Raw genomic sequence first — 26382 nt, 5'->3', positions numbered from 1 at the left:
TGTTTACAAAATCGCCAGAACAGGTTCATTCACCTCAGGATTTACCCTTCTTTGACTTCAGTTTACGAAATCAGTTTCCCGTGCAGGCCAAAATGTCTGGCCCCGTTCCGCCATCTGCAATAATTCGTCACACGGTGTAAACCGTGGGCCATATTGCGAGGCCAGACGTTGCAAAATGGCAACCACTTCACCCGCGCCGAGTGTATCCATGTAGCGGAACGGGCCGCCAAGGAACGGCGGAAAACCAATACCAAATACCGCGCCGATGTCGCCATCGCGTGCGCTCTTGATCACCTGCTCACCAAAGCAGCGCGCCGCTTCATTGAGCATCATCATCACGCAACGTTCAGCGCACTGAACGCCAGACAGTTTTCCCTGACCGGTGGTCGAAATAAGCCCATAAACCGAAGGGTCGACCTGTTTCTTGCTTTTACGCCCTTTCGCGCCGTAAAGATAGAAACCGCGTTCATTTTTTCTGCCTTTGCGATCGTCCTTCAAAATTGCAGAAACAATGTTTGCAGGCGGGCTAAAACGATCGCCATAAGCCGCCTCCAGCACAGGTATAATTTTAGTGCCGGTGTCTATTCCCACCTCATCCAAAAGTTGGATTGGGCCAACGGGGAAACCAAACTTTACCAGCGCCTCGTCGACGTGTTCGATCTTCTCGCCTTCCGTCAGCAGCCGCATGGCTTCATTAATATAGGGCGCCAGAATACGGTTGACGTAGAAGCCGGCTTTATCTGCGACCACGATCGGCGTTTTACCCTGCTTCTTCGCAAGTTTGACTACCGTGGCGATGGTTTGCGGACTGGTAGTCTCGTGTGGAATAACTTCCACCAGCGGCATTTTTTCTACCGGGCTAAAGAAGTGCAGCCCGATCACCTGCTCCGGACGCGCGGCTTTCGCCGCGATATCGCCAATCGGTAATGACGACGTGTTAGAGGCAAAAATGGTGTGCGGGGCGCAATGCTGCTCAACGTCTGCCACCATCTGCTGCTTAAGGGCCAGATCCTCAAACACGGCTTCAATCACCAGATCGCGGTGCGCAAAACCGCTGTAATCCGTCGTACCGGAGATCGTCGCCAGGGTTTTATCACGCTCGCTTGCCTTGATATGGCGGCGTTTGACCTTTTGATCAAGGTTCTGCCAGCTGTACTGCAGCGCGTGGTTGATTCCCTTAGGGTTAATGTCTTTGATGCGTACCGGCAATTTGCCTTTGCTGGCGGTAACAAAAGCGATACCGCCGCCCATGAGCCCCCCACCCAGTACGCCAATGGCACGCAGAGGCGCAGGCTCCGCCTTGCTGCCGGGATCTTTTTTGACGTCAGTGCTGGCGAAGAAGATGCTGCGCAGCGCCTGTGACTGCGGCGTCATCGCCAGTTCACCAAAGGCTTTGGCCTCCGCGGCATAGCCGCTGCTGCTGCCCTGCGACAGCCCGGTTTCGATCACGTCGAGGATCCGCTTTGCCGCCGGGTAATTGCCTTTGGTTTTTTGTTCGGTCTTTTTGCCCACCATATTGAACAGGAGCGTTCTCCCCAGCGGACCGGCCAGCACGCGCTCGCGAACCGGCAGAGGACGTTTTGCCTGACGCCCTTTCAGCGCAAGCTCAACGGCGGCCTCCAGCAAAATGGACTGCGGCACGACGTCATCGACCAGACCGGCTTTCAGCGCCTGACGGGCACGCAGCTGTTTACCGGTTAAGATCATCTCCAGCGCCGTGCTGACGCCCACCAGCCGCGGCAGACGCTGCGTTCCGCCAGAACCTGGCAGCAGGCCCAGCTGCACTTCCGGCAGGCCCAGAATGGTTTTCGCATCGTCAGTACAGATGCGGCTGTGGCAGGCCAGCGCCAGCTCCAGCCCACCGCCCAGACACGCACCGTGGATCGCTGCGATGACCGGGATTGGGAGACTGTTGATCTCCGACATCACCTGCTGGCCCTGACGCGCCAGCTCTTCGGCTTCCAGCGCGCTTTGCGCCCGGGCAATCATGTTGATATCCGCCCCGGCGATAAAGTTGTCGGGTTTGGCAGAAATAAACACCAGGCCGCGAATGGCTTTGTTCTCGCGGATCTGCTTTAGCATCGCGCGCACCTGAACGCCAAATTCGGCCTTCAGGGTATTCATCTTTTCATCAGGCACATCAATAGTGATAACGGCCACGTTATCGAGGCGAACCGTCAGATTAAATGCAGATGGCATATCCATTATTCAGCCTCCAGAACCATTGCTGCGCCAAGGCCGCCCGCCGCACAGGCGGTAACAAGGCCAAACCCACCGCCACGGCGACGGAGTTCATGTAATGTTTGCGTGATCATCCTCGCCCCTGTAGCGGCAAACGGATGACCGTAGGCGATAGAGCCACCCAGCACGTTGAATTTACTCTGATCCACTTCACCCGTGGCATGCGCGCGGCCCAGCACATCACGTGCGAAACGCTCGCTTGCCAGCAGCTGGACGTTTGCCAGGGTTTGCGCGGCAAACGCTTCGTGCATATCAATCAGGGTTAAATCAGCCAGCGTCAGCCCCGCGCGATCCAGCGCCAGCGGCGTGGACCATGCCGGACCTAACAGCATGTCCTGCCAGACGTCAATGGCGGTGAAGGCGTAGCTGCGTAAATAGCCCAGGGGAGTAATGCCCAGTTCTTTCGCACGGGATTCGGTCATCAGGATCACGGCGGCAGCCCCGTCCGTCAGCGGCGTACTGTTCGCCGCCGTCACGGTGCCGTGCTTGCGGTCAAACGCCGGGCGCAGTTTGGCGTAATCCGCCAGCGTTGACGTGCCACGAATATTGTTATCTTCCGCAAGCGGTTCGCGATAGGGCGGAATATAGGCGGTCATGACCTCATCGGTCAGCTTGCCTTCCGACCAGGCTTTTGCCGCAAGCTGATGTGAACGATGCGCCAGCGCATCCTGCTGTTCACGAGTAATGCCGTAGGTTTTGGCCATCTGCTCGGCGGTGTCGCCCATGCGCAGGCCGGTGGAGTATTCAGCGACGGCAGGAGGTACAGGCATCAGGTCGCGCAGACGTAAACGCGAGAAGAGTTTGAGCTTCTGACCCGTCGTGCGGGCTTTGTTGGCATCGACCAGGATACGCGCCAGCTTTTTACTGACCCCAATCGGCAGTACCGAAGAGGAGTCCGCTCCCCCCGCTATCCCGGCGCGAATGGTGCCCGCCATCAGGCTTTCGGCGACGTTAGCCACGGCCTGGAAACTGGTTGCGCAGGCGCGGCTGACGCTGTAGGCGTCGGTATGAACATTCATCCCGGTACCGAGGACGATTTCCCGCGCAATGTTGGGGGCTTCAGGCATCTGCACGACTTGGCCGAAGACCAGCTGTTCGATGACCTCCGGCGGAATTTCGCTGCGAGCCAGCATCTCCCCCACTACCATTTTCCCCAGGTCGACGGCCGGTATGCCATGAAACGCCGTTGCCTGACGCGCAAATGGCGTGCGCAATCCACTGACTATGGCAATGCGATCGCCCTGACGGGTAATAAGCGGTAATGCCTGACTCATAACACTCCCCTGTAAAAAAATATTCGCAAACACTAAGTGGTCTGACCTGATAATAGTCTTAACCATTTTTTTACATTCAGCCAATCGGGGAAACGAAAAAGTGCGAGCTAAAACACAGAGAAGAAAAAGAAAATGCCCCTGCATAGCAGGGGCATTAGTGCGGTTTGTTGCCGGGTGCGCAAGGTAAAAGCAAAACGGTAACCCGTAGGTTACCGTTTTTAATGCTTACGCCCTCTCCCGTGGGAGAGGGTCGGGGTGAGGGCATCAGGCCGCAGAAATTAACGCAGACCCAGCTGGAAAATCAGCGTTTCAGCTTCGCAGGCAAAAACAAAGTCGATATCCAGCTTCACGCCGCCTTCCACTTCGGTAAAGGTCGACTTGATTTCACACGGCTCGGATTCAACATCACGCGCACGCTTGCTCAGCGCGGCCAGGGTCTCTTCCGCTTCGGCGCGGTTGGTGAACACACGGCTGTAAGACGCGGTGCAATCGGAGTTGTCCATGATGGTGCCAACATCCATACAGCAGCAAACCGGGGTTTCATCAGCACTGCATTTACTCATAGCTCAATTTCCTCTGTATTCGCGCAGCGCGCGAGATAAACACGATGCTGCTATTTTACGCCCCGGCGCGGGCTCTCTCCAGCCGTTAATGGCGCAAAATCGGATAAGTGACCAATATCACACTAAAAAATGATCTAAAACAAAAACCACCCTTTTGGGTGAGTCGCGATGGTCACAATTTTGCCAACCAGATCTCGTTTCACGAAACATGTTTGAAAATATTAATAAACAAACTTGCAACATTCAGGCTGGTCGGACCTATACTCTGGCCACTGGTCTGATTTGTCTGTCATACCTCAGACCCTACACTTCGCGCTCCTGTTACGGTATGTAACAATTATTGAATAAAAATAACTCAATGAGGTTATGGTCATGAGCCAGAAAACCCTGTTCAACAAGACTGCGCTGGCAGTCGCAGTGGCACTCGTCTCCACTTCCGCATGGTCAGCGGGCTTTCAGTTAAACGAATTTTCTTCCTCTGGCCTTGGCCGCGCGTATTCAGGGGAAGGCGCTATTGCTGATGATGCGGGTAACGCAAGTCGTAACCCCGCATTGATCATGATGTTTGATCGTCCGACCTTCTCTGCCGGTGCGGTTTATATCGATCCTGATGTCAACATTTCTGGCAAGTCGCCTTACACGGGTGCGAGCCTTAAAGCGGACAATATTGCCCCAACAGCATGGGTCCCTAACCTGCACTTCGTTGCGCCTATCAATGAACAGTTTGGCTGGGGAGCATCCGTAACCTCTAACTACGGGCTTGCTACCGAGTTCAATAGCAACTACCCGGCTGGTGAATACGGCGGTAAAACAGACCTTACTACGCTGAACCTGAACCTGAGTGGTGCTTATCGCCTGAACGACAACTGGAGCTTTGGTCTGGGCTTTGATGCCGTCTACGCCGATGCCAAAATTGAACGTTACTCCGGGGAGCAAACTGCTCGCCTGCCAAAAAACAGCAACAAAATTGCCAGCCTTGAAGGTGATGAGTGGGGCTATGGCTGGAACGCCGGTATCCTGTACGAGCTGGACAAAAACAACCGTTGGGGCCTGACCTATCGCTCCGAAGTGAAAATTGACTTCGACGGCGATTACAAGAGCGGCATCCTGAAGCCTGTGAACAACGTGGTTCCTGGTGCGGGTACCACCATTCCTTGGGGAACGTCAAACCAGACCGTTCCAGGTTCGCTGTCACTGCATTTGCCAGAAATGTGGGAAGTCTCCGGTTATAACCGCGTTGCACCGCAATGGGCGATCCACTACAGCCTGGCCTATACCAGCTGGAGCCAGTTCCAGGAGCTGAAAGCGACCGGAAGCAATGGTCAAACGCTGTTCTATAAGGACGAAAGCTTCCACGACGCTTATCGTATTGCGTTGGGTACCACCTACTACTACGATAAAAACTGGACTTTCCGCTCCGGTATCGCATTTGACGACAGCCCGGTTCCGGCAGACAAGCGTTCCATTTCCATTCCGGATCAGGACCGCTTCTGGATAAGTGCAGGCGCGACTTATGCGTTCAACGAGAATGCATCTATCGATGCGGGCGTATCTTATATGCACGGTCAGAAAGTGACGTTCCAGGAAGGCCCTTACGAGTTTACCTCTGAAGGTAAAGCCTGGCTGTTCGGTACGAACTTCAACTACGCGTTCTAATCGCGCAGGAATTGAAAAAGGTGAGCATTGCTCACCTTTTTTATTTACTCCGAATCGATATCTTTTAGTTCGTTCTCGATCGCCTTCGCGTTTGGATTCTCTTCCGGCTTCAGCTTACCGCCGTTGGCAATAAAGTCATGATTCTGGAAGTACGCTTCTCGCACCATAATATACGGGTCAGAAGACTGGCGCAGTAAGCCATCAGAGTCGAGCAGTTGCGCACGGGTTTCAATCCCTTCCACCGTCCATTTACCCACCGACAGCGGCCAGGTCAGCCACGACAGAACCGGATACAGCGTATCAACCATATCGCCGCCGTCATCACGAAGGGTGAAACTACCGTAGAACGGTAATTGCATGTACGGACCGTACCCGACGCCATAATGTCCCATTGTGCTGCCGAAACGGTGCGGCTGCTCACGCTGCAGTTTCGGGTTCGCCATGCCTGCCACGTCAATAAAGCCGCCCATCCCCAGAATGGAGTTCAGGAAGAAGCGGGTAAAGTGCACCATCCCTTGATACGGGTCGCCCTGCAGGAAGTAGTTCACCATTACCGCAGGCTCTTCGAGGTTGCTGGTAAAATTACTTAACCCGTTACGCGCGGGCTGGGGAACATAATCGCGCCATGCTACTGCCACCGGGCGAACCACATACGGGTCCAGCACGTTGTAGTTGAAGTTATACATGGAGCGGTTAAATCCTTCGAGAGGATCGGAGCGTCCCGTTTGCTCCCCGGAGCTGGCGCAGCCCACAAGCATCGTCGCGCCAAGCGCAAGCGCCGACAGCCGAAGTTTCATAAATATCTCCCTGTTCAGTATGGCTATCGTTGATTGCCATCCGTAACGGAGCCGTTGATGCTCCGTCTGTAAACGTGCAAGCGATTGTAACAGCACGTTTACCGATGTCTATGAGCACAATTACGGGCAGTAATCACCGTGACTCTGATCTCAGCATAGCCTGGCTTTTAGAATTCGTTTCGCTGGCAATTTTATAATGTCTTTGAAAGAGATGTATCACCTTTGTTGTCATTGCCGCCAATTTAAGAGCATCCCCACAGGCATCCCGATAAAAGCCGCTACGCTTAACAGAAAGATCAACCTCCGGGAGCAGATATGAAAGACGTGGGCGAAGAAAAAATTGGCGAGAGCGATGAGGAACTTGAAATTGAAAGCGAGGAGAAAGCGCGTGGCGAGAAAATAGAAATTGATGAAGATCGCCTCCCTTCCCGCGCGATGGCCATCCATGAGCATATACGCCAGGACGGTGAAAAAGAGATGGAGCGCGATGCCATGGCCCTCTTCTGGTCAGCTATCGCCGCAGGGCTCTCAATGGGCGCCTCTCTGCTCGCCAAAGGGATATTTCATGTTCAGCTGGAAGGTGTGCCGGGCGGTTTTTTACTCGAGAATCTCGGCTATACCTTCGGCTTTGTGATTGTCATCATGGCCCGCCAGCAGCTGTTTACCGAAAACACGGTGACCGCCGTTCTGCCGGTGATGCAAAACCCTACCCTCGGCAATTTCGGTTTATTGATGCGTCTGTGGAGCGTCGTCCTGCTGGGTAATATCATCGGCACGGGCATCGCGGCCTGGGCGTTTGAGTACATGCCGATCTTTGATGAACCCACCCGGGACGCATTTGTAAAAATCGGCATGGATGTGATGAAAAACACCCCGATCGAAATGTTCTCTAATGCCATCATCTCTGGCTGGATTATCGCCACGATGGTCTGGATGTTTCCTTCAGCAGGGAGCGCCAAAATTGTGGTGATTATATTGATGACCTGGCTGATTGCGCTGGCTGACACCACGCATATTGTGGTCGGTACCGTAGAAATACTGTATCTGGTCTTTAACGGTACGCTTCACTGGAGCGACTTTTTCTGGCCGTTCGCCTTACCGACACTAGCAGGAAACATCTGCGGCGGAACGTTTATCTTCGCGCTGTTAAGCCATGCCCAAATCCGTAACGACATGTCGAACAAACGCAAAGCGGAGCTTAAAGCGCGGGAAAATGATGATAAATCGACAAAAAAATCGTCCTGAATGGTGACTCTTTGAGCAGTCAGGCGGCGATGCGCTTAACGCAAAGTGTAAATGACGCTATACTCGTGCCGCCTCGTCCCCTTAGTTAAATGGATATAACGAGCCCCTCCTAAGGGCTAGTTGCAGGTTCGATTCCTGCAGGGGACACTTTGACCTTCACGCGCATTCACCTGTCTATCGCCAGAATTCACTGAGCAGAAGATTCCTGTTTTATTTGAGCGTAACGCGCAGCAAGCTGTCTTAGGCGCAACTCCAGTTGGGTCTTTTCGGCTTCAGGAAGCGCATCTCCATCTGGATGCTGTGACAGGCGTCTGAGTTGTTCTTCAGCCGGTATTGTTTGGTTAAATGACTGTATAGTCGAAAAAACCACCGATTTAAGCTCACTCACCGTGATATATTTTCCTTTTTGCTCATCCAGACTGCTCAGCCGATGACTCAGTTGCTGAAGCTTCATCATTCCCTCATACCAACTGTTCATAGCGTCGACAGGCAACGCTGCCGCGTTAAATTTTTGCTGCCACTGTGAGGTGAGCGGCTTCGCCTCCTCCGGCCGCACTGTCTGGAGTTGCGCTAACAGCTGAAGGCTGTAGGAAATATTCCAGTCAGGAGGCAGCTTATCCAGTCGGGCAAGCTGCTGCTGCGTTTCTGTGATAAATGTGGACGGTAAAGTACCTTGCTGTGCTAACGCGTCTTGCTGAACAGGTGTAAGCACTTCAGGTAACGGCGCCAGCGAGGCAATGGCCTGGGTCGTTAAGGGATCGGGTCTGGACAGAAAGCCCCCTCCCCACGCCACGGCGACGCCGATCGCCAGCATAGAACACATCCCGGCGACAAAGGGTTTCCATGCTCTGGCAGCTCCGTGGGCTGTCCTACGATCCTCTGCATTCGGCTGATTTTCCGGCTGCACAACATAGACCCATTTCACTTCGCCAACCGATTCCGCCCTCTCCTGAGGTAAGTCACGACCGGGCAGCTTAATCGCATTCAAATCTGATGCGTCATTACGGATTTCCAGCCGTTCAGCATTCGAACGTACCAACGTTCGTAATGTATCGAACTGGCTAAGGTGCTTCAGTTCAAGGCGCTGGAGCACCGAACCCAGCCGGGTAAGCAACGCTTCAGCGCTATAAAGCTCACTGAGATGGCTGTTGTTGAGTGGAAGCATACGCATGCGCTGCTGCAGGCGCTGGCTCAAGCCGCTAAGAATTTCCATACGAGCATGTAATGTCTTCGGCCAGAAAACGTCCCACTGATGGCTAATCAGGGCCTCCAGAATCGCCAACCCTTCGTTCAGGCCAGCTAACCCCGACAGATGAGTCCGGGCAAGGGTGTACCAGGCTGCAGTCTGCAACTCCACACCGTTCTGTTCGAACAGTGAGAGACCGAGTTTTTCGACATATTGCCAGTTCACATCCGGGCGAGCAGGATGAGTCAGCTTACTGAGTTCATCGCGGAGGGCGGCGTAATCTGGCAGCGTGCGCGGGTCGCCGCCGGTTTTTAACGTTATATGTGTGGTCATCCTGGAGGGCCTGCATATCCGTTTCGGTTAATTTCGTTAGTTGATCTGTAGGGCTATTTGGCGATTTAAAATGCAATGACGCATTAAAGGAATGAATGTTATCGCTATGGCAGCAGCGCTAAAATCAGACCGAAAAACACACCTTCATCAAATAGTTGTCCGGATCGGGATGAGGTATCAGGGGGAGTAAAGATCCAGCCATTTGCGCTCCCCACCCGCATGAACAGGCGTCCTTGAGAAATCACCTTATCTCCGGAACAGAAAGTCACCTCGACACAACCAGCGACGCCCTGTCCATACAGAAAGATCGGCATAAAGTTGACCGCCCGGCTGTCATAGCGCAAAACGATACCGGAAATCTCAAAAGCCCCGCCCTCCACCAGCAGATCCGGAACGGATACGGTCAGTGGCTCCACATTCAGTCCCGTATCCGTCAGCCACGCGTCCATTTGCTCCTGAAGCTGAGCCATCCGCTGGCGAAACTCTGCAATATCAGCCTGACTCTTGCTGATGGCAGGAACTGGTGCAGGTTGTCGTGCCTGCAACTTTTTCAGGAACTGTGATTTTACTGACATGATGTTATCAAACCTTATATACGGAGGGTCGTATCGAGATATTGTTGTTGCCTGAGATGCCTTAACAGGACCCGTCCTTCGGGCATAAACTCAGTCCCGTAGCGCACCAGACCAATCCCTTTAAGTTCAGCGTCAATGGCATAACGCAGTTCGCCGGGGACGTTCTGTTCCAGCAGGACAACGGTTATTTTTTTCAGGCGGGGTTCATACTTGAGCAGGACGGCAGATAATGTGCCCATCAGCTCATGGGCCGTTCCCGGCATGCCTTGCAGAATTTTGGTCATATCCGGCAGCCCATAGTCTGGCAGATGCGACAGCGTACCGGCACGACAGTTGAGAACGCGCTGCATGTTATCCAGCACCGAGAGGATGACCTGATTTTCTTCACTGACCTGACTAAGGTTGAGTCCGCCTGTAAAATTTCCCGTTAACATTTCATACAGCGAAGGCGCGTTATGTCCGTAGGGCATCAGTCTTCCTTAAGCGGCTGTAGCGTCAGAGAGTTATCACCTGCTTCCAGGATACGTGGTTTATCCGGATCCAGGTCACTGCGTTTGATAACCTGCTTCCAGGCGTTGTTGTCCATATCCGGATGGCGGAAGAGCCCTACCACCGCGACAAACTGCGCCTTTTCTTCCATTGGCATATCAAGGTTTGCATCGCCACCCGGTTTCACCACGACATCACGACTGGCCAGCATGTCATCTTTCAGAATGGTGCTATCATCCTGAAGCAACTGCTGATACACCGTCTTATCAAAGGTTTTGCGGTCTTTGAGCTGGTAAACCCTTATCACCACCGGCTGAGACAGCGAGTTACTTTCACGGGAGTCGGTGTTCAGCGCCTCACGTGCGGTGAAATCGAGGTGCAGCACCTTGATTTTTTTGTAGAACACGGCGTTAAACGCCGATTTAGTGCCATCGGTGACGCTCTGCGTCACCCCGCAGCCTGCCAGGCTGAATGTCAGCAGTGGTAGCAGCCAGCGCGAAGTCTTAATTGAATTTGTACGTAACACATCGGTTTCCTTGTTGTGGTGTTGAGGGCTGCAGGCCGGTGTAATAGCCCAGTTCCGTCGTGAAGGTCTGCGGGATATCGTCCAGGAGATATTCGTCTTCCGCGCCCAGCACGCCATTCATCCCCAGCCAGAAGCTACCTTCACCGAGCGGCGGCGCAGCCAGCAGGCAGGTCCGGGTGGTCAGAGTAATTTTTGCCTTAAAACGCCACCCGAGATAAACCCGCAGCATCACCAGAAAGTCCTGATACAACAGACCGTCCGGTTTCCAGCCCTGCGCTTCCTGTTCGTTATCCGTCGTGAGCGCAATCAGCAGTTGACTGCTGGCATCCATCGCTTCGTCACCCAGAGGCGTATTGCCATCAAGCAGAAACTCTTCGTCACCGTAAAAACCCAGCGGCCTGTCAATCTCTACAGGCCGGAGACAATACGGACTCACCTGCACCGTCGTATCGGGGGCCAGCAGGCGCACCAGTGCCTGCATCCCTTCCTGAGTTTTGCCCGGCTGCTGCAGCACACCCAGTAGCGCCAGAAAGCGGGACACTGGCGTGGCTATATGGTTCGCGGTGCCCGGTATGCCCAGCCCCACCAGACCCAGCAGCGACTGCGAAATGGAGTCAGTTCCCCCTGGCTCAAACGTGGCCGGATACGAGTATTTACGCCAGACGCGGTAAAACTGCGTCAGGATGCGATGACTGAAAATATCCTGAAACCCCTGCAGCGCCTCATGTCCTTCCCGGCGCTGGGAAATGTCATCGAGATAGGCGGTCGGTAGAGGCGAATCAACACCGTACATCCCCATAAAGGTCGTGCGGATAAGCGGTGGTCTGCTGTCATCATCCTCGTCATACTCGACAGCCTTCAGTTCACTGGCCGGGAACCCCATTCCAGGGTGCGGCGCAAAGCGTACCGGGTCATCCGCCGGATGGCTGGTAGAGCCCATCAGCGGCCTGTCCGGATGGCGCTTCTCCAGTAGCTGGCATAAACGATAAAAGTTGATGCGGTGAAGATCGGCCTCCAGCCGCGGGGTCAGCCGGGAATGCGGCGGTTGTGCTTCTCTTCCCATTCCAGGCGCTCTCCGGTCGGTTGCAGAATAATAATCAGGCGGTTAAACAGATAGATATCGGTGTACAGTGCAAAGAAGCGGCTCAGCATCTCGCCGAACAGACAGATATCGCCGCGCCCGGCAAAGCCGTTGCTCTCAAGCGTCACCTCAATCTGCACCCCGCGCACCAGATATCCCTGCTCAAAGCGTTCCGTTTCACTGTGCTTCACATCGATAATCGCCTCCAGACGACGGCGGTTCATCTCGCTGTCGGTCCACTCATACAGCGCCAGGGTGCCGCGCAGCACGTCGGCGTTGTCCATCATCGACAGGAACCCGCTGCCGAGGTGGCTCAGCACGCGCCAGTGGAAACGGTCCTGCGCCGGGGGATAACAAGGCAGCGTCGGCGCACACAGGTTACGCACGGCGATACTGGCTGAAGTGGTTTTCATCACTGTATCGAGCACGGTACTTTGCAACGCTCTGCGAGGTAGTTGGCCATTGGTGCCGGTTAGCGTCAGCGACAGGCTTTCATCCTCCGGCACCGTGTGGTTATCAAACGCTTCCCCGCCGAGGATAAGCCAGGTGTTATGCAACCCCGACGGGCCACGGCGCACGCGGGTGTGATAGTAATATTCCGGGGCTTCATGGCGCATCATTCCGCCCTTGTGGCGGAAGCTTGAAAATGGCACGTAGGTATGCTGGCTCGATGACATCACCGAATCCACCGCATATATCTCGGTGTGGCCATCCTGCACGCGCATCGGGCGCAGCATGTATTCGGTCTGCAGGGAGTTTAGCGTCAGCGGGTCAGATTCCAGCGGGAACAGGTTAATCACCGGCACACAGTTCAGGCGCAGATGCTTTTCGGTAAAGCTGAAATCATGCTCCCAGCGTTCTGCCAGCACCACGTCGATTTCAAACCATGGGAGCTCAGCCGGAAAGGCCACTGTCTCCAGCCCGCGCAGGCCGGTGAACATGAATTTCTCGCGGAAGGTGAAATACTCCAGCAGCAACTGGTAGCCGCTGAAACTGCTGTCTCCCTTCGGCCACAGCCTGTCATCATCACCAAACCCCAGTGCGGTGAAATACCCGTCCATCGGTCTTCTGTCCGTGTCACCCGGCATGCGCAGCCAGAGACGGGCCGTGTTCATGGTAAAGGCTTCATGCATGGCGCAGGCCAGCGGTGCGTCAGCATTGAAGTAAAATGGGATCTGGCTGAGATCGACACGGCTCCAGTCGGCAAGGAGGCTGCAGTTAAAACGCAGGCTAATGACAGAACGCCCGTCAGGGTCAGTCGACAGGCGGGCCTGCTCCAGCGCCAGCGGCTGAAGGGTCATCTCTCTGGTGGTGGTGTAGCGGCAGCGTGTTCCCTTCTCACCGATGGGCCGTGAGTTCACCTCGAAGCCTTTGACGATACGCATCGGCTCTTTCATCTCACGCCAGTCAGGGGTGAACTCCACCACCGACATCGACGGTATGGTGCGCAGATAATGCGGCCACAGCAGGCTGACCAGCCCTTCGGTCAGTTCAGGCAGGTCGTCATCGAGCTTTTCACGCAAGCGCCCCATCAGGAAGGCAAAGCCCTCGAACAGGCGTTCAACATACGGGTCGCGCGCGCCCGCTTTATCGAGATTGAGCATTGCCGCCTGCTCGGGGTGAGCACGGGCAAACTCTTCACCGGCTTCCAGCAGGTAGCGCATTTCAGCGTCGTAATAACGCAGGGTTAAGTCGTCCATAAAAAACCTGAATTTAGGAATGTTAAAGGTAGCCAGGCGTTTTTATCCGCAAAGCACCGCACTGCTTGCCGGGTCGAGCGCAATCAGACCGGCAAGAAGCTGGTCCATCTCAGGCTGAAGACGTGATTTATCGGTTTCACTGCGTGTAGCTTTCATGCGTAGCAGTCTGAGGCGACGGGATTTCACTTCAAATAACAGCGCCGGTGTCCACTGCGTGAGGGTGATTGACCGTGCGGCGCTATCGAGTTCACCCAGCAGATGCAGGGCCAGCTCATTTTTACCCTTTTGCTCGGCTATGCGGGCCATCAGCAGGCGCAGCAGCCATTTGTCTTTTGTAGAGTCGCAACCAGGATGGGTCTGGAGCCAGTGAAGTGTGGCATCCAGACCGTCAGTGTCCGCTTTATCCAGCGCTTCCGGCTCGAGGAGCAGGATATCGTTATCTGTCTTACCAGCAGCACTGACCGGCTCATCCCGCCAGTTGGACAAATCGTCCAGCACGCTCTGATTTATCCAGTTGAGCGTGACCTCATCGGCAAACGGCGTTCCGTCATTAAAGGCCAGCGTTTCAAGTCCTGTGAGACGGCTCAGCAGCCCTTTCAGATCGGCGATGATGATATCGGCCAGCACATCGTGCCCCAATTTCATCAGAGCCTGATGGATATACCACTGCAAATCCAGCCAGAGGTGATTAGCGCCACGCGAGAAGGTGCTGTCCGCCTGCTCCAGTATCTCCAGCCAGCTCTGCTGCAGGTACAACCGTTTAAGCATGGCCCGCTGGTCAGCCCGCGGTGGTTCGATACGTGTTTTCCCTTCGGCATCCGGTGCAGGGATCGCTCTCAGCGTGTCATGGCGCAGGCTTTTCATCAGCCGGTGTGCGGCAAGCCAGCCATCTGGCTGCTCGCGCAGATATCCCGTCAGGGTACGGGCCTGGGCCAGCAAATCCTGACCGGAGGTGATGCGGTTCAGAACCGGCGCATCTGACTCGGTCGCATGCGTAAAGGGCTGTGACTGCGCCTTATTCCCTGCGTTCTGCGGTACCACGGCATCCACACCCCCGGCCTTCATCAGGCGAGACTCCAGCCCGCTGTACAGGGCATTCAGCTCTGGCCGCGATGCTTCCGGCTCGGTCTCCAGACGGGTACTGATGAGCAGCAAGGCCCCGGCGGTACGCTGTGCATCCTCGCGGATGACCTCCGGAAACAGTGACAGACTGTCCAGGACACGGCTACCGGCAAGCCATTCCAGTGCAGCCTTGCGGCTTCGGTCCCGCTGCGGGTGAAGCTGCATGCCGTAGCGCTGCAATAATCCGGCAAGCAGTTCAAGCCCTTCGGCAAAGCCGGCTTCGCCATCCTGGTGCAATCGCGCCCAGCAGTAATAGGTCGCAATACGGATGTCTTTGGCTGTGGTGGTCAGTAACTTTTCAGCAAGCGTGCATATCAGTTCGGTATCAATACCAGAGAGCTTATTAACCTCTTCGCGGATACGCTGAAAATCATCGTCATATCCCGGGTCTTCCCCGGTCGGACTGGCTACGCTTACCGGAGCAAGCCAGGGCTGCCAGTTATCCGTGCGCGTCTGCGCCTGTTCACGCAGCTGAGCATCGTCAGCCTGACAGGCGATAACCAAATTCTGCAATGTGCTCATTATTCGACGCCCTCCATGTCATTGTTTTCCGTATTAGCCATCAGCGCCTGAGCGGTGGCCGCGCTGTCGACACTGAATATGTGATCCGGCAGCGTGAAACCACGCAGATCCAATAGCGCCAGCGGGCCTTTTCCGAGCTGGGAGCGCAGCACCCACTGCAGGGTGCGACCATCCGGTGCAGTAAAGCTCATCATCCACTGGCTGCGGTCCAGCTGCTGACGCTTGCTCAAGTCCAGCCAGCGGATAAAGCCCCAGGTCCCGCTGTAATCCCCGAACAGACGCGCACTGGCGTTGACCGTGGTCCATGTCAGCATCGTTCCCGGCTTGTAAGTCTCTCCCGGCCAGCGGAAGCTTTGCCAGTCGGCCATCTGGTTGAAGTAGTGCAGCTTTTGTCCATCTATGGTTAGCTGCGTCTCCACCACCTGCGGCACAGGACGCGCCTGCAGCTCAAAGCTGATGCCCTGGCTACCATCGGTGAACAGAATGTCTGACAGCTGGCTCAGCTGGTTAATGGCCCGCAGGAAGGCCGGGTTAAAATTCAGTCCCTGGCTGTTGACCTTATCCGGCACCCACTGGCTACCCTCTTTGTGCAGCACACCGTTGAGCTCTGTCGACAAGAAGCGCTCTATACGTCCACTGTCCTTACGCACAAATTCAGCCAGCATCGGTAAAGAGGCATCGCTTTTGCTGGCAGCAAACGGGAAACGACCGTCAAAGGCAGTTTGCCAGTTCGCGACAACTGAGCGGCTCCATTTGTCATTCAGACTGGCTGCCGACGGCTGAAGTACGGTCTCCCAGGCCTGGGTCAGCGGCTGCACAAACATTGTGCTGCCAAATCCGCTCCACTCCTCGCCAAGACTTGCCGAAATCAGGCTGCCGTATTGCTGAGTGTCGGTGAGGTCCACGCTTTTGCCCTGGAATACGGTCTGCGCCAGGGTCTGCATCATTGCCTGCGGGTCAGAAGCGCTGGCCACCTGCTGCAGTCGCAGACGCACGCGGGTGATACGGGTCAGATACGTCTGCAGACTCAGGGAGTTGTCCGCCGACATGACATTATCACCTTTGTTTTTACCCAGAAGCTGCAGCAGCGGACCAAAGGTTTCGTCCAGCGGCCCCTGCGGCCCTGACGCAGACTGATCAATGGCAGGTTTATCTTTTCCACCGACGAGATCTTTAGCCGATTTGATGAGGGAGTCCGAAAGACCTTCGCTTTGCTGGCCTGTCTGTCCCTGCCAGGCGAGGGTATTCATCAGGGCAATCAGTGGCGACTGGCGGACATCGCTCATCAGCGTCAACTGGTCGGTAACGTCCGCAATATTGTTTGCCGGGTTCCAGTGCAGGCTGTTAAGGAAATTCAACCAACTGCCGGCAAAGTCAATGAAATAACGCTCTGTCAGGCGTGCTTTGAGCGCTTCCGGCGACAGATCCGCCGATACGGCTTTACGGGAATCACTCAGCACCCAGTCAATTTCATCCCGGCGGGAATTTGCAGCCTTTTCGATAGCCTGCTGAATACCACCTTCCCAGGCCTGGCGGGTGAACATGCCCGGCACGACCTCCTCGGTAGTAAAAAGTCGACGCGCATCGGTACCGCTGGTCATGTCCTCCAGGGAGACATCGGCGAAGTTACGACGCACTGACTTGAGCATATTTTCATACAGTGTGCTTTCAGCGTTACGACGCCCAATTTGCTGCAGCAGCAGCTGGCGACTCTGGCTGACCAGCTGCGCATCCGGTGTGATTTTCCATTGTGGCTGCTTAGGCAGTTCGGTGATGTAGAAGGCCCACAAATCCGGCGCCAGGCTTTGCCACAGACCGGTAGAAATACCCATTCGTGTCGGCTGCACGGTTTTCAGGGTCTGCGCATAAAACGCGCCGTCGACTTTATCCGGACGAGACATCATCAGCCAGGCTTTAAGCTGGCCATAACCCGGCTTCGCCAGCTGTGCACGCTGGTCGCTGTTGGGGGCAGAGTTTGCCAATGCGCTGAGTTTTTGTGTCAGCGCCTGATTCGCCGGGTCGCGTATCAGGCGGTTGTTTGCCACGCCGTACCAGGGCAGCAACGCATCGAGCAGCTGCTGGTTATGGTCCAGACCGAAGCGCTGGTACCAGGGCGCTCCATCCTGAATACGGTGCTGCAGGCGGCCAGCGTCATTACGCAGGGTATGCAGAGCCGTGAGCTGGTAATCCGATACGGAAGGATGCTCCACCAGCGCATGCGCCTGCTCGGCAACAGAGATTATCTGCATGCGGTTGACCGCGAACGACAGCAGTGTACCCGCTCCCCAGATACCAATAATGGTCATCAGTGTCCAGGCAAGGGTCTGCTCCCAGGCCATACCGACACGGCGGCCACGCACACGGATGCAGTCATCAACGATACCCTGCCATGTTGCGGGCAGAGCAAGGGCATGGCGTTGTGATTCGGGGATATATTTCTCAGGTTCGGCTGTCCCCTCAGTAGTATGAACAGGGTAACTGTCCGGCAGGCTGAACATCAGACCACGCAACGGAACACGCTGCTGAGAGGCAGCCAACCATGGCACCAGTTGTTGAGTCCAGCGGACGATACCGCCGTCTTTGAGGTACTGGCCCAGACGCAGCAGGAAATCGTGGCCGTTGTTCTCAGCGACCTGACTTACCCCCTGTATCCGCAATGCAGGCAGCATCAGCTCAAGCTGACGGCTAATATCGTCAGCTTTGGCATGCAGCGGGAAACGGGCTCCTACAGCCTGTTCAGTACGTTTTGCCTGCGACCATTTGCTGTCACACAGTTGCCACAGCCAGACCGGCGCGGAATAACGGAGCAATTCGCTGATTTTTTCCAGGCCACGTAAATCGTTGTCACTGATTTGTGGGCTCAGATTAAGCGACGCAGGCATGACGCGGACAATACCGTCCAGTGGGCGGCCGCGCCGCAGTTTTCGCAGCGCGGTGTATTTTTCCTTATCGGGCTCAGCGGTCAGGCTACCACCGTAAATCAGAACGGTACGGTTACCTTCGAACCACTGGTTTTCCTGTAGACCAGGAACCAACTGTTCGATTGCCGTCTCATCACCGGTGACAAGCAGCAGGCGGGTTCTACGACACCAGAAGAGCGAGTAACGTCTCCTGAGGTGCTTGCTCAGTGCTGCAAAATAATATTGATCCGACGTTATTTCTTCGTTGTGATAGTTTTCACCATCAGGCGTAACGGGAGAGGGATTTTGTTGCCTGGACAACGTAAAAAAGACCAGGGTGCATAATGTGGCAGTCAGGATGATGAAACCTGCCAGTACATACCAGAAATTATCATCACCACTCTCAGAGGGCAACGGCGTTGTCTGTGCAAAAACAAAGAGTATCATCAGCAGGACTGCCACGATGAGTAGCCCAGCGCCCAGTGGCTTTGAAACCTTTTTCATGCCGGTTATTCCTTTCCGGTGTGTCGTGCAACCCTGATAAATTCCGGGCGTTGAAGACGGGCTGTCATTCGTCTCAGCAAAATGGCCAGCCCGGGCAATGTCACTATCAGTGATAGCAGAAGAAGAGTGATCCCTGACCAGGAGAATGCCGTTGAAGGGAAGTAGCGGATCATCAGGCTGTACAGCCCGGCATTGAGCAATAATGCCATCAGAACAGACCCTCCGGGAAAGGGTGGCTGAATAACGAAATGATCATACCCGACTTCGGGAGCGTTGTTTCCTAGCGTCACTGCCCAGGCATCATCTTCACCTTCGAGAAGAAGCCACTGGCTGGCTGGGCCATAAGCAGCCATTTCAGCCGCAGCGCCAATCATTGCCCAGCCAGCAAGACCGCCATACCGGACATATGCTGTGTCATAGTCAATGACACCGCCAGTGCCAATGCTATCGTAGAGAGGAACCGACAGATCATTCAGCACCCTGCTCACTGACTGCCGTGGCGCATCTGACAGTCCACTGTACCAGATGAGGTGTTTCTTGCTGGCAGGAGTGAGGGCCATATCCCATAATTCACTGAGTTCTGTTGCAAGCGTACGGGTGTTGAGCGGCATCGCTCGGAAAAGCCGTAACGCATTTTTTCCTTCACCTTCACTTACAATCGACGGATGCACCATAAACAACGCGCTGGCAAATTCAGGCAGAACATCATCGGGTAGCCGATAGTGCATCGCCAGCACCAGTACGGCTCTCTTTGTGGACCCGACAAACTGATTCCAGTCATCAAAGGATGAGTCACCGTCCTGAAAATGAATCTCGACTTTCCAGGGGGGAGAGCCAGCTGTCCAGATACGATGGAATGACTGAGATTCACGGTCTTTGTCGCTACCGTTGGTCTGAACAATAATCTGGAGTGGGCCGGAAGGATATCGCCGCCGAATCGAAGGCATTATCTGAGCAATAAGATGACGAAGTAGCTGCTCAAAACGTGAAATACCCGGTGTAAGGGGAGCGTCCGGCAACAGCGTCAAATGCGGTGTGTCCGTACTGTCCCCTTCTTGTGTATCTATATGTGCAAGACGAGACAGCACCCCAGTATCTGCAGCGATGAAAACATGACTGAGAATGACAAGATGCTGATGCGCGCGTAAGCGCCATTTCAGACGCGTGTTTCGGCACCACTCATTCCAGTTCCAGACGCGGATTGCCAGCGTTTCCTGGCATAAGCTATAGACCGCGATGGCTGCCGAAATGCCCGCAAATGTCCAGGCCGTAAGTGGTAACCAGGCCCCACTACTCAATGAAGGTAAGCCTGTTGTTGGTGACTTCAGCACAGCCACAAGCAACCCGATAAAAAGACCCAGGATGATAATCAACAGACAGATCCACGGTGACCATGATGGTGCTGGCTCTTTTTCAGTCACCTCTGGCAGAGACCATCCCATCAGCCAACCTCCATATCCTGCATGCTTGCGATAACGCTCGCACCGCACTGTGTTTTACAGCCATGCAATACAATTCCACGTCCATTTTCTTCATACGCAGAAACATCGCACTCAATGATTTTGTTTGTGCCATGCTCAGGGCAGGATACGCTATCATTTAAGAGCGCGGCATTTTTACCGGATATATCGAAACTGGATGAGGCGGATATGACTTTGCCACCATGCGTAGTGGCGTCACCTAAAACGACGGCAAATTTCCCCACTTGCTAATCCTTTAATTAGAAGAAAACAACTGATTATATAGCGTTGAAATTTAGCAAACTCACTGAATAACAACCTACCGAAGTGTGTTTATGCTTTATTTACAGCCCTATATGCTGGCAGCTTACTTTGCTCTTTATCAAATTCATCAACAACAGTTTCCCTACTAATTAAATCAGGCTCAGGCACTTTGTCTGGTATTCCACTGAAGAGATAAGCATCCTCACCCTGCGTCCAATCCGCTTTTCGCCGCAAATCAGCCATGAACGCTTTATCCCAGGTTGAATCGCAATACCCAATCGGCAAATCATAAGCCACTACATGTGACATAAAATCGGCATGCATTGGCAGAGTGCTATGATCCGTGGGCTGAGAAACATATGTTCGTAGGCGAAGATCTTTTTCTTCAAACGTTTCCTTACGGGTCACTGGCACCAATCGGGGCTCAGATTCAGTACCCACATTTTTAAATCCAATCACAATATCCTGATTAGGATAAAGATTAATGTAGTTATCATAGGTATTGTCGTTTTTTTGTTTTTTATCCGGATTAATTTCTCCCCAACCATCTATCTGTCTATTATCATGTTCAGCTCCAACGCGTGATACATCAAAATCAGCTAATTTTGCAGCATCTATAGGTTCAGGTACCTTTTCAGCATTAATAAAAACTGTTTGCCATTCTGGAGGATCCGGATAGGTGAAACGACTACTTTGATACTTGTCTCCTTTATGATCCCAGAAAGGTTTTCCATCCGGCAGTTTTGCAAAAGGCGTCACGGGATTTGGAGCTTCGCCACATGAAGTACTGCGAGCCAGCATGCGTTGAAATAAATATCCCTGATGCTTTTTCAGCAGAGGATGGGGCCGCCGCTGAGAATCATTGGGTAATCCCTGCCAGCCAATAGAGCGTAACGGGCGTGACCCCATAACACGATCATGAGGGCAAAAGTAGATGTAGGTGCGCCCGTGGTTATCTCGTTCGGCAAGACTGGTGCCACCTTCACCAGCAAGAGTGACATCAGGTCGCCAGTTCTTTTTATCTGCCGTCTGTCCGACACAAAGCCCTTCATAGCCCAGTGTTGATAAATGATTTTTTCTGGAAGCCACCTTATCAATGATGGCAGATAACGTATTCAGCCGTCCTTCTGGCGAAATGCATTCATCTGTCGGAAGTGACGCCCCATTAAGATCGTTATGATCCAATGCGTAGGGAGAATTAAGTACAAATAATGCGTCAGGTGCATTCCTGGCTATCGCTACCGCAGCCATGGCAACCATAGTTCCCTGGCTATGAGAAATAATGGTTACTGTATCTTTTGGATATTTATTACGAATACTGTCAACCAGGTCTGCAAGGCGTTTTGCAGCATGCGCGTAGTATTTTCGCGGTGGTGCATTGGTTAACAAACGATCTTTGTCTTCATTAAACCACTGGACTTTGATACCTGCGACTCTCTCTTTAAATCCTTTCTCACTCCATAAAGAGTGCAGATTATTTGTACCATTCTGGAATGGACCGCCGCCCCAAAAAAATGGCCCCTGAGCCAGAATATTTTCATGAGAAACGCCTTGCATTTTCAACTGATGATAATCAACGCCTTTCCTATTGGCTAACGGTATAACATATTTATCTTCATTACCTTTAAACGAGGAATACCCCCAGTAAAAGCGAATGACAGGGGATTTATTTCTATCAACTTCAGGTAAGTCTCGGGGCACTAGAGGTTCAGAATCTATTTTATCGTCAGAAAGGTATTTATTGGCCACTAGTTTATAATCTGTCCCATTTAATCCGAGCCTCTTATTCAAACCTTCACAAAGTTTATTCTCCGCAATTGAATACCACTCTCCTGTCGAGTTAACACCGTGTACAAGTATAATAATACCAGGCAAATGTGGTGGTAAATCACACCCGCCTCTGATTTGGCAATTTTTATGAGACGGGAATGAGTTCCAAGAGGGATGCCCATTATCATCGAACGTACACTCAAGTACACGAATTGGCTCTTTTTTATTGCTCATTTTTCACCACTTCCTTCTTCCCGCTTGATTCGAGTGTATACGTAGTAGTTTTAGCTTTAATATTTTTATCACATGAATATTTAGCATTAATACTTTTCGTTACAACTTTCGGGAATTCAATCCTGTTACTATAAACCTCATCCTCAATCCTGATTCGAATCTCTGACAATTCATCTGCCATCAAATTGCTTTCCTCATGAGTTTTAGGTGGCGTTAAGGTTCTTATATAGTCGAATATATGAAACCTTGGTCCATACTCATTCGCATAGGGCATTTTTTTTCTTATCAGTTCTTCTTTTACTAATTCATAATATTTTTCCTGCCAGTCGTCATAAACACTAATTAAAGTACCGTCAGAAAACCTTAATTTATTCACTGCATGAAGATCGCGAAGACCTATAGGATGAGAATACACACTCTCTGTCTGAGACCCATCCCTTAGATAAACCCCATCATTTGCCACCACAACTTTAAGTTGACTAAAACGCTCCGGAGTTCTGTATTCTTCGGCTATGATTTTATAGATAAAGGATTTTCCATAATCTGCTGAAAAGAAGAAAAACACAGGACAACCTCGCTCTGACCTTCCGCTACCACAATACTGTCTGGTAGATGCACCAGGAAATGCCAGATACCCATTGTCCGCACCATTAACAATGGTGCCCTGGTATGCTGCCACGCTATTCCAAAGTCGATATGAGAAGTCATTGAAATCGATATCCCATCCCAGGTGTGTTTTTATTCCCCGCTGAGTGTCATTGTAATAAACCTGTCCACCCTTATCGCAAGATATGTAGTTTTCCAGCGTCAGGTATCGATATTTATCTATGCGATAAATAATTTGAGCCGGTGCATCTGTTTCAACTGTTCGTGACTCCTCTACCTTCTGAGAGCCGCTCATCCCCCCCAGACCCACCCCAAAACTGGCACCCATACTAGCCCCAGCCAGGAACTGCAAGCCTTTGTAAATAGCGTAAAGCACAAAAGCTGTGATTACTATAATAGTGATAACCTTTCTGTCTGACTGATTCCATTTCATATTATTGCGCCTTAATAGCTTCATCTTCACGATGGTGTTCCACGTAGCGTTCATAAACGCTGGAATCGGGTCAGCAACGGCATGTCAATATCCGGTTCCAGTTAATGACCACCCTGCCGGGCTTCCATTTTCCTCATTTCGGCCATCTCTTCCGGACTGATGCCGCCTGCACTCTCGGCATCCACCTCGGCAGGCCTGCTGTATTGCGGGTGCCTGCCGGTGCGAAAATAGGCGTCTGAATACTGCCAGTCGGCCATCCGGCGTAACTGTTCGAGGAAGCTTTTATCGTTTGAGCTTTCACAGATACCTACCGGCAGGTCATAGGCCACAACCCGTCTCATGAACAGCGGATTGGAAGGAAGAGAACTGTGATCGCTGGGCTGGGAAACAAACATCCGTAGCCGTGTATCCTTTTCCGCGCGGGTTTCGCGTCGCCGGTTCTGACGCTCATCTTTTGAGTTTTGTGGATACCAACTCATGGTTCCCTTATCCGTCACCCACTGCTCCGGGTACAACGAGGCATACCAGCGGAAGGTATCATCATGCCAAGTTTTGTTACCATTGCTATCGACAGAATATTGCCCCCAGCCGTAGCCCTCCTCACCTGTATTCTTTTCATTCTCTTTCTGTAATCCCACACGGGTAGCATCAAATCCAACCATCTCTTTGGCCGTAATCGGCTCAGGGACTTTTTCACCGTTGATATACAGCTTCTGTTCAGGCGGCGGCGCGTCATAGACGCCAAACTGTCCGCCATCGTCCCAGAACGGCGATCCTGCGGGGGGCAAACGGCCAAAGGGGGCATCCCGCCGTGGTATATCCCCGCAGGGCGTTTCGCGAGCCATCATCCGCTGGAATAAATGCCCCTGGTAGGTGATTAGTAGCTGGTTAGGTCTCCCTACCACATCGTTGGGCAAGCCCTGCCAGCCAATACTCAGCAGTGCGCTCATCCCCATCACCCGGTCATGGGCATTACAGTAAATCCAGGTCCTTCCGTGATTATCCCGCTCAGGAATCTCGTTATTGACCATACCGGTGGGTTTCCAGCTTTTGCCATCAGCATCCACGCCAACCACCAGACGGCTGTAGTCGACTTCTGAGAGATGCCCGGCCTGCTTCGCCACCTTTTCCACAATCGAGCCAAAAGTCTTGTGCCGCGCTTTCGTGGAAATACACTCCGCAAAAGGATACGAAAACCGATCCATGGCTTTGTGTTCCATGGCATAGGGCGAGTTCATCACAAACAGGGCATCCGGCGCTTTATCCGCCAGCAACGTTGCAGCCATCGCAATCATCGTACCCTGGCTGTGCGAAATCAGCGTCACCGTATCTTTTGGGTAAGTGTTGCGGATAGTATCCAACAAATCCGCCAGCCGCCGTGCGGCATGAGCGTAATAATGACGGGCAGGCGCATTAGCCAGCAGGCGATCCAGTTCAGAGTTAACAAACTGGACGCTGAACGGGATCGGCGTCTGTTTCAGCCATTTACTGAAGCCCTGGTCGCTCCACAGCGATACCAACTGGTTGCAGCCATTCTGAAACGGGCCGCCACCCCAGTACCAGGGGCCGCGGGCGGCGATTTGCGCATCAGGCAGCTTCTGGTATTTTTTCAGGTCGTGGTAGTCATCACCCGCCAGGTTACGCAGCGGGATCTGGTAATTGTCTTCGGTGCCCGGCTCTGCACTATATCCCCAGTAAAAGCGAATTACCGGAGAACGACTGGCATCAGGGTTAGCGATTTCCCGAAGTTGTGTTTTACCTGTCTGATAAATATTCTCTTTGAGCTTCATATAAGGAGGCAAATTTAAACGGCCATTCAGACCGTTGCAGAGATTTGCTTCTGCTGAATCATACCATTCACCTTCAGAGTTAACCCCATGAACAAAAATAATTAGCCCTGGAAGTTGAACCGGGTGATAACAGGCGGAGCGTACTTTGATATTTTTATGCGAACACATCCCCCGCCAACTTGGTTTACCATTATCATCCATACTCATCGGCGCATCACGTAAGGGTTCTGGTTGTATATTACTCATGATGAGGGATCCCAGCGGCATCAGCAGCGTACACCTGTTCAGGTGTTATGCTGAAATTAGTGGGTCTGATTGACATATTACAGGTAAAGCGTACAGCACCAGAAGGTGTATTGACTTTTGGCCAGTCTTTATCTTCAACTTCATCATAATCGCTTAAGGCTCCATTATATGGGTATACTGATGTTGTGTGTAAATTATATGCATTTCCCACGATATGATGTTTACGTGATTTCACTGATGTTGACCATATATCATATGCATATCTATCAATAGTTTTTCGACGTCACATAAATATTTTCATCTGTAATTAATAACGTTACATCAAATCCAGGATCTGTATCACCAGCCACTTCAATTTTCCCATATCCCCCATCAATTTCATACACAACAAAAACACCACTATGAGTATCCCTGTCACTCATCAGTGGGCGCCGATATATATATGCAAGAACTTTATCTGACGCAGCATAAATAAACTTACCCTTCCACGACAACATCGGGTTCGCTTTCAGAATTGAATTACTGTCCGAACCACCATTAATATATCTTTTGATTTTTTTATTTACATCACGATAATAAACAATACCGCCATGGTCACAATCCTTATAGTTTTCCAGGGTGAAAAACCGATGATCATCAATACGGTAAATAACCTGAGGTGGCACATCAAAAACGTAATACTTAAAATCGTTGCCAACACCTTTTGCCGCCATCGCCCCCGATGCAGCGCCGAACGCAGCGCCAGATGTTGTAATACAGCCGGAGATAGAAAGGCATGACAATATGATCCCGGATATTCCTGCAATCCGAAAAACCGCATCTTTAATATGACACATCCTTAATCTCCTTTAATCAACCCCCAAAT

At 52.7% G+C, this 26382-nt stretch carries 20 protein-coding genes and 1 tRNA gene; 3 read left to right on the top strand and 18 right to left on the bottom strand.

Going from position 1 to position 26382, the window contains the following annotated elements; all coding sequences use genetic code 11:
- Positions 1 to 57 precede the first annotated feature (57 nt).
- From fadJ to ACHH0Z_RS00650, 3 genes are all read right to left on the bottom strand, one after another.
- On the bottom strand, positions 58 to 2205 hold the full coding sequence (fadJ, locus tag ACHH0Z_RS00660) for a fatty acid oxidation complex subunit alpha FadJ (RefSeq protein WP_045409245.1): 2148 nt from the start codon (positions 2203 to 2205) through the stop codon (positions 58 to 60).
- Entirely contained in the window at positions 2205 to 3515 is a 1311-nt protein-coding gene (fadI, locus tag ACHH0Z_RS00655; RefSeq protein WP_021241580.1) for an acetyl-CoA C-acyltransferase FadI, read from the bottom strand. The genes fadJ and fadI overlap by 1 nt, the downstream gene beginning before the upstream one ends.
- A gap of 278 nt (positions 3516 to 3793) precedes the next feature.
- Positions 3794 to 4078 carry a YfcZ/YiiS family protein gene (locus ACHH0Z_RS00650; protein WP_008502617.1) on the bottom strand — a complete coding sequence of 95 codons (285 nt, stop codon included), beginning with the start codon at positions 4076 to 4078 and terminating at the stop codon, positions 3794 to 3796.
- 372 nt (positions 4079 to 4450) lie between these two features.
- Here ACHH0Z_RS00650 and fadL point away from each other — a divergent pair, with 372 nt between their 5' ends.
- Complete coding sequence (fadL, locus tag ACHH0Z_RS00645) at positions 4451 to 5734, top strand: long-chain fatty acid transporter FadL (protein ID WP_008502618.1); 1284 nt, start codon at positions 4451 to 4453, stop codon at positions 5732 to 5734.
- Positions 5735 to 5778: 44 nt separating this feature from the next.
- Here the strand turns inward: fadL and mlaA are convergent, their stop codons facing one another.
- Positions 5779 to 6531, bottom strand: coding sequence for a phospholipid-binding lipoprotein MlaA (gene mlaA, locus ACHH0Z_RS00640; protein ID WP_008502619.1), 753 nt, complete (start codon positions 6529 to 6531; stop codon positions 5779 to 5781).
- A gap of 315 nt (positions 6532 to 6846) precedes the next feature.
- On the opposite strand from mlaA, the gene ACHH0Z_RS00635 reads away from it, so the two are divergent.
- On the top strand, positions 6847 to 7776 hold the full coding sequence (locus ACHH0Z_RS00635) for a formate/nitrite transporter family protein (protein ID WP_023325783.1): 930 nt from the start codon (positions 6847 to 6849) through the stop codon (positions 7774 to 7776).
- Between the two features lie 75 nt (positions 7777 to 7851).
- A tRNA-Arg gene (locus tag ACHH0Z_RS00630) sits at positions 7852 to 7923 on the top strand.
- A 40-nt stretch (positions 7924 to 7963) separates the two neighbouring features.
- Here the strand turns inward: ACHH0Z_RS00630 and ACHH0Z_RS00625 are convergent.
- The 14 genes from ACHH0Z_RS00625 to ACHH0Z_RS00560 all read right to left on the bottom strand — a co-directional run bounded on the left by ACHH0Z_RS00625 (position 7964) and on the right by ACHH0Z_RS00560 (position 26353).
- Complete coding sequence (locus tag ACHH0Z_RS00625; RefSeq protein WP_045409248.1) at positions 7964 to 9295, bottom strand: VasL domain-containing protein; 1332 nt, start codon at positions 9293 to 9295, stop codon at positions 7964 to 7966.
- A gap of 104 nt (positions 9296 to 9399) precedes the next feature.
- On the bottom strand, positions 9400 to 9870 hold the full coding sequence (locus ACHH0Z_RS00620) for a hypothetical protein (RefSeq protein ID WP_025912748.1): 471 nt from the start codon (positions 9868 to 9870) through the stop codon (positions 9400 to 9402).
- Between the two features lie 14 nt (positions 9871 to 9884).
- Positions 9885 to 10340: a type VI secretion system baseplate subunit TssE gene (tssE, locus tag ACHH0Z_RS00615; protein WP_025912749.1), complete on the bottom strand. Its 456-nt coding sequence runs from the start codon at positions 10338 to 10340 to the stop codon at positions 9885 to 9887.
- Complete coding sequence (tssJ, locus tag ACHH0Z_RS00610) at positions 10340 to 10885, bottom strand: type VI secretion system lipoprotein TssJ (protein WP_032675272.1); 546 nt, start codon at positions 10883 to 10885, stop codon at positions 10340 to 10342. Before tssJ ends, tssE begins: the two co-directional genes overlap by 1 nt.
- On the bottom strand, positions 10863 to 11948 hold the full coding sequence (gene tssG / locus ACHH0Z_RS00605; protein ID WP_045409251.1) for a type VI secretion system baseplate subunit TssG: 1086 nt from the start codon (positions 11946 to 11948) through the stop codon (positions 10863 to 10865). Before tssG ends, tssJ begins: the two co-directional genes overlap by 23 nt.
- Positions 11912 to 13666 (bottom strand): type VI secretion system baseplate subunit TssF, encoded by a 1755-nt coding sequence (gene tssF / locus ACHH0Z_RS00600; protein ID WP_045409253.1) that lies wholly within the window; start codon positions 13664 to 13666, stop codon positions 11912 to 11914. The genes tssG and tssF overlap by 37 nt, the downstream gene beginning before the upstream one ends.
- Before the next feature lie 42 nt (positions 13667 to 13708).
- Complete coding sequence (gene tssA, locus ACHH0Z_RS00595; protein WP_045409256.1) at positions 13709 to 15310, bottom strand: type VI secretion system protein TssA; 1602 nt, start codon at positions 15308 to 15310, stop codon at positions 13709 to 13711.
- Complete coding sequence (locus tag ACHH0Z_RS00590; RefSeq protein ID WP_045409258.1) at positions 15310 to 18714, bottom strand: ImcF-related family protein; 3405 nt, start codon at positions 18712 to 18714, stop codon at positions 15310 to 15312. The genes tssA and ACHH0Z_RS00590 overlap by 1 nt, the downstream gene beginning before the upstream one ends.
- 5 nt (positions 18715 to 18719) lie before the next feature.
- Complete coding sequence (locus ACHH0Z_RS00585) at positions 18720 to 20156, bottom strand: hypothetical protein (protein ID WP_045409260.1); 1437 nt, start codon at positions 20154 to 20156, stop codon at positions 18720 to 18722.
- The gene (locus tag ACHH0Z_RS00580) at positions 20156 to 20419 is read right to left on the bottom strand and encodes a PAAR domain-containing protein (RefSeq protein WP_044597853.1); all 264 of its coding nucleotides are present in this window, start codon (positions 20417 to 20419) and stop codon (positions 20156 to 20158) included. The genes ACHH0Z_RS00585 and ACHH0Z_RS00580 overlap by 1 nt, the downstream gene beginning before the upstream one ends.
- 88 nt (positions 20420 to 20507) lie before the next feature.
- Positions 20508 to 22442, bottom strand: a complete 1935-nt coding sequence (locus ACHH0Z_RS00575) for a DUF3274 domain-containing protein (RefSeq protein ID WP_045409267.1) — start codon at positions 22440 to 22442, stop codon at positions 20508 to 20510.
- Positions 22432 to 23481, bottom strand: a complete 1050-nt coding sequence (locus ACHH0Z_RS00570; RefSeq protein ID WP_047722559.1) for a hypothetical protein — start codon at positions 23479 to 23481, stop codon at positions 22432 to 22434. Before ACHH0Z_RS00570 ends, ACHH0Z_RS00575 begins: the two co-directional genes overlap by 11 nt.
- 101 nt (positions 23482 to 23582) lie before the next feature.
- The gene (locus tag ACHH0Z_RS00565) at positions 23583 to 25538 is read right to left on the bottom strand and encodes a DUF3274 domain-containing protein (RefSeq protein ID WP_102046737.1); all 1956 of its coding nucleotides are present in this window, start codon (positions 25536 to 25538) and stop codon (positions 23583 to 23585) included.
- Between the two features lie 245 nt (positions 25539 to 25783).
- Complete coding sequence (locus ACHH0Z_RS00560; protein ID WP_045409272.1) at positions 25784 to 26353, bottom strand: hypothetical protein; 570 nt, start codon at positions 26351 to 26353, stop codon at positions 25784 to 25786.
- Between the last annotated feature and the right edge of the window lie 29 nt (positions 26354 to 26382).

Source organism: Enterobacter cloacae complex sp. 2024EL-00227 (genome assembly GCF_043945315.1).
GTDB classification, from domain to species: Bacteria; Pseudomonadota; Gammaproteobacteria; order Enterobacterales; family Enterobacteriaceae; genus Enterobacter; species Enterobacter roggenkampii.
The sequence above is the reverse complement of the archived record's forward strand: the minus strand, read 5'-3'. Positions and strand labels throughout refer to the sequence as shown.